The following is a 2,982-nucleotide window of genomic DNA, read 5'->3' as shown; positions in this document are numbered from 1 at the left end:
CGCCGGGTCACCGTCTGCTGAGGGTCATTTCCCCCTCAAGTTCGAAGAGCCACCAAACGGGCTGAACTGGTCGGGAAGATCTCGATGATGTCCGCCCTGAACCGCTACCTACGCACCACACCCCAGGGCCGGCTGCGGGTGGACCGGGCCAAGGTCGCCGCCGAGGCGAAGCTGGACGGCAAGTACCTGCTGCGCTGCAGCGATCCGGCCATGAGCGCCGAGGACATCGCGGTGGGCTACAAGCAGCTCATCCAGGTCGAGCGCGGCTGGCGGGACTTGAAGACTCACCTGGAACTGCGGCCGGTCTACCACCGCCTCGAGCACCGGATCCGCGCCCACGTGCTGCTGTGCTGGCTGTCGCTGCTACTGATCCGGATCATCGAGAACACCACCGGCGCCACCTGGGGATCGGTGCGCGAGGACCTCCAGGACCTGCACGTCGGCACCTTCACCGGCCCCGCCGGCAGCTTCGCCCAGACCAGCACACTCACCGGCGCCGCGAAGGCGATCTTCGACGCACTGAACGTCGTCGCGCCGAAGAAGATCCTCACCCTCGCCCCCGCCGAGCAGCCAGTTCAGCCCGTCCCGGCCGCCGAGCCCGCCGCCGCGCGTCCGGCAGCCGAGGTGCCGGCCAGCGCCTGACCGCGCGCCCCCCGGCGACGCCGGGCCGGAACAGCCCAAGCCGGCCGAATCGGCCTAGTGACGCGCCCCGTCACCACCGAAACCGGCATAGCACCAGCTCAGACCCGCGATTCGCGTCACCAGGGCCGCTCACAGCTGCGGAACCCAAGCCCACTGTGATGCTTTGATTTGGCCCCACCCACGGGCGTGCGGATGCGCGGCCGGTCGCGCTGGGTGACCGGCTGGGGTCAGGTGGTGGCAGCTCCTTCCCTCGCTTGGCGGGTGGCTCGGAGCCGGTAGGAATCGGTGCCGGTGGCGATGATGTGGGCGCGGAAGGTGAGCCGGTCGACGACGGCGGCGGCCAGGCGTGGGTCGGTGAAGGTGGCGCCCCACTCGGAGAACGGGGCGTTGGAGGCGCAGGCGATGGAGGCCCGTTCCTCGCGGGCGGTGATCACCTGGAACAGCAGTTCGGCGCCTCGTGGGTCCAGGTGGACGTAGCCGAGCTCGTCGAGGCAGAGCAGGTCCAGGCGGGCGTAGCGGCCCACGGTGCGGGCCAGCTGCTTGTCGTCGGCGGCTTCGACGAGTTCGTTGACCAGGGCTGCGGTGGTGACGTAGCGGACCCGGCGGCCGGCTTCGGCGGCGGCGGTGCCCAGCCCGATGAGCAGGTGGGTCTTGCCGGTGCCAGAGTCCCCGAGGAGCACGACAGGGTCACCGGCGTCGATCCAAGCGCCACCGGCCAGGTTCGCCAGCGTCGCCGGGGGAAGGTTCGGCAGGGTGGCCAGGTCGAGGTCCTCCAGCCGCTTGGGGCGGGGGAACTTGGCCTCCAGCACCCGGCGGGTGCGCCGCCGGGAGTCCCGGTCGTCGCACTCGGCAGTGAGCACCTCGGCGAGGAACGCCTTGTGGGTCAGCCGTTCCCGGGCCGCGGCGTCGGCGATCCGGGCGGCCTCTGCGCGCACGGTGGGCAGGTGCAGCACCCGGCAGGCCGCGCCGATCGCGGCCTCGGCGGCCGGGTCGGTCAAGGCGGTCACCGCCGGTCGGCTGTGCGTGCCCGGCTGCCCCGGGCGGGCCGGGGTGGCGGTGCTCATGCGCCCACCCCGGCGGTGAGCAGCTGGTCGTAGGCGTGCAGCACCGGCAACGGCCGCGCGTCCAGAGCGGTCACCGCAGCCGGCGGCAGGGGCGTGGGTGCCGCTGGTCGGGTGCCCTCCAGGTGGCAGCGGGCGGCCACGGCGACGACGTCGGGGTCGAACTGGGCCATGCCGATCGCTGCCTGCATGCCGGCGATAATCGCGGGAACCGGCAGAGTGCGGTGCAGCAGCAGCACCCCGACCAGCGCCCGGGTGCCCGCGGAGTCCCGGCCGGCAGTGCCGCCGTTGGTGCCGCCGTTGGTGCCGCCGTCAGTGCCGGCGGGGGTGCTGGCGCGGCGGGCGGCGTCCCAGAACTGCTGGTGGACCGGGGTGAACGCCCCGCTGGCGCGGGCCGCGGCCAGCGCGGTGGCCCCGGCCAGGGCGCCGGGCTTGCGGGCCAGGATCTCCAGGTAGTGGTCCAAGATCAGGTCCTCGGTGCCCTTGTGCAGCGAGCGGGCGTGTTCGGCGACGACCCTTCCGTCGCTTCGGGCGGTGATCGTGGAGGCCCCGAGGGCAACCTCGACCCGGCGCCCGGCCAGACCGGCGGGCACCGAGTAGTAGGACTGCCGCACGCAGATCCGGGCCTTGGCATCGACCCGGGCCGACAGGTGCAGCGCCGGGTCGAACGCGCCGGCCGGCAGCGGCCCAAGCAGCGGGAGCTCCCGGGCCGCGGCGGCACCGACGGTCTCGGCGCGGGCGGCGATCCGGCGGGCGTCGTCGCGGTCGTCGGCGGCGGCCATCGCCACGTTCAGCTCCGCCAGGGAGCCCACGTGCGGCACCGGGGTGAGGTGCCGGCGACGGAAGCGGCCGATCTCCCCTTCGACGCCGCCCTTCTCATGCGCGCCCTCGATCCCGGGCCGGCAGTAGAACGAGTCGAACCCGAAGTGTGAGCGCAGCGCGATGAACCGGTCGTTCTCCCACCGGTCCCGGCCCAGCAGCACCCGGATGACCGCGGGCTTGAGGTTGTCGTAGCGGATCATCCCGGTCGGGACCCCACCGAGGCGGGCGAAGGCCTGCAGATGCCCGTCCAGGAACGACTCCTGCGCGGTGTTGGCGTAGGCGACGTGCACCGCCTTCCCCGAGTGGGACAGGCGCAGCACGAACATCCACAGCTTCATCACCACCCCGGCGATCACCGCCTGGAAGGGACTTGACCCCTGATCGTGGACACGCTGAATCCAGGCCGGGCCTGGAGGAAGCGAGAAGATCAGACGGTGGCAAGGAAGACGTACTCCGA

At 72.5% G+C, this 2,982-nt stretch carries 3 protein-coding genes; 1 reads left to right on the top strand and 2 read right to left on the bottom strand.

Translation table 11 applies throughout. The features are described 5' to 3' along the window. The first annotated feature begins 84 nt into the window (after positions 1-84). Complete coding sequence (locus tag BLW04_RS25110) at positions 85-642, top strand: IS1634 family transposase (protein ID WP_091548336.1); 558 nt, start codon at positions 85-87, stop codon at positions 640-642. Positions 643-869: 227 nt separating this feature from the next. Here BLW04_RS25110 and istB read toward each other — a convergent pair whose 3' ends face one another. Both istB and BLW04_RS25100 read right to left on the bottom strand, forming a co-directional pair. After that, positions 870-1,706 carry an IS21-like element helper ATPase IstB gene (gene istB, locus BLW04_RS25105; RefSeq protein ID WP_091548334.1) on the bottom strand — a complete coding sequence of 279 codons (837 nt, stop codon included), beginning with the start codon at positions 1,704-1,706 and terminating at the stop codon, positions 870-872. Beyond that, entirely contained in the window at positions 1,703-2,881 is a 1,179-nt protein-coding gene (locus tag BLW04_RS25100) for a Mu transposase domain-containing protein (RefSeq protein WP_175484304.1), read from the bottom strand. Before BLW04_RS25100 ends, istB begins: the two co-directional genes overlap by 4 nt. Positions 2,882-2,982: the final 101 nt, after the last annotated feature.

The organism is Modestobacter sp. DSM 44400, assembly GCF_900107175.1.
In the GTDB taxonomy this organism is placed as follows: Bacteria; Actinomycetota; Actinomycetes; order Mycobacteriales; family Geodermatophilaceae; genus Modestobacter.
Note: the sequence above shows the minus strand (reverse complement) of the source record. Positions and strands in the feature narration are given on the sequence as shown.

Excerpts from the sequence above, each read along its gene's own strand:
- BLW04_RS25110 (WP_091548336.1), top strand. The coding sequence starts at position 85 with ATGATGTCCGCCCTGAACCGCTACCTACGCACCACACCCCAGGGCCGG.
- istB (WP_091548334.1), bottom strand. The coding sequence starts at position 1,706 with ATGAGCACCGCCACCCCGGCCCGCCCGGGGCAGCCGGGCACGCACAGC.